The organism is Streptomyces sp. NPDC037290 (assembly GCF_055603245.1).
In genome coordinates this window covers 1-1,145 of record NZ_JBVJVZ010000174.1, presented here as the reverse complement: position 1 = coordinate 1,145, position 1,145 = coordinate 1, and the positions used below count along the sequence as shown (strand labels likewise).

Here is a 1,145-nt window from a genome sequence, read left to right as displayed (position 1 = left end):
GGACTTCATGGAGGAGGCCGTCGACCTGGTCGTCCTCTACCAGGTCCAGGAGCTCCCCAAGGGCGTCGAGCAGCAGATCGAGGTGCTGGCCCGGGCGGCGGAGCTGACCGCCGAGGCCATGCCGGGCCTGCGGACCATGGACAACCTCACCGAGTACTGGATCGAGGTCAACCGGCTGGAGAACCAGGCCGACCAGATCCACCGCAAACTGCTGGCCCACCTCTTCAACGGCAAGTACGACGCCATGGATGTGCTGAAGCTCAAGCAGATCGTGGATGCGCTGGAGGAGGCGGCTGACGCGTTCGAGCACGTCGCGAACACCGTGGAGACCATCGCGGTCAAGGAGTCCTGAACCTCGTGGACACCTTTGCGCTGATCGTGACCATCGGTGTCGCGCTCGGCTTCACGTATACGAACGGCTTCCACGACTCCGCGAACGCCATCGCCACCTCGGTCTCCACCCGGGCGCTGACCCCGCGTGCGGCTCTGGCGATGGCGGCGGTGATGAACCTGGCCGGCGCCTTCCTGGGACAGGGGGTGGCCAAGACCGTCAGTGAAGGCCTCATCGCCACGCCCGTGGGGCAGAAGGGGATGGGGATCCTGTTCGCGGCGCTGGTCGGCGCGATCATCTGGAACCTGATCACCTGGTACTACGGCCTCCCCTCCTCGTCCTCGCACGCCCTGTTCGGTGGCATGGTCGGGGCGGCGCTGGCCGGCGGCACGGACGTCATCTGGTCCGGTGTGCTGGAGAAGATCGTCATCCCGATGTTCATCTCGCCGTTCGTCGGTCTGATCGTCGGCTATCTGGTGATGGTCGGCATCATGTGGATGTTCCGGAACGCCAACCCGCACAAGGCCAAGCGCGGCTTCCGGATCGCGCAGACGGTCTCGGCGGCGGGCATGGCGCTCGGCCACGGCCTCCAGGACGCGCAGAAGACGATGGGCATCGTGGTGATGGCCCTGGTCATCGCCGACATCGAGGGCCCGAACGACGAGATCCCGGTCTGGGTCAAGATCGCCTGTGCCGTGATGCTCTCGCTGGGTACGTACGCGGGCGGCTGGCGCATCATGCGCACTCTCGGCCGCAAGATCATCGAGCTGGACCCGCCGCAGGGCTTCGCGGCGGAGACCACCGGCGCCTCGAT

General features: G+C 66.5%; 2 protein-coding genes. Both read left to right on the top strand.

The genetic code is table 11. The features are described 5' to 3' along the window. Positions 1-352: DUF47 domain-containing protein (locus tag ACZ7HQ_RS45770; protein ID WP_471003636.1), on the top strand; the 352-nt coding region annotated here is incomplete at its 5' end. A 5-nt stretch (positions 353-357) separates the two neighbouring features. After that, positions 358-1,145, top strand: a 788-nt coding sequence (locus ACZ7HQ_RS45765; RefSeq protein WP_471003633.1) for an inorganic phosphate transporter, incomplete at its 3' end; no start/stop codon positions are given.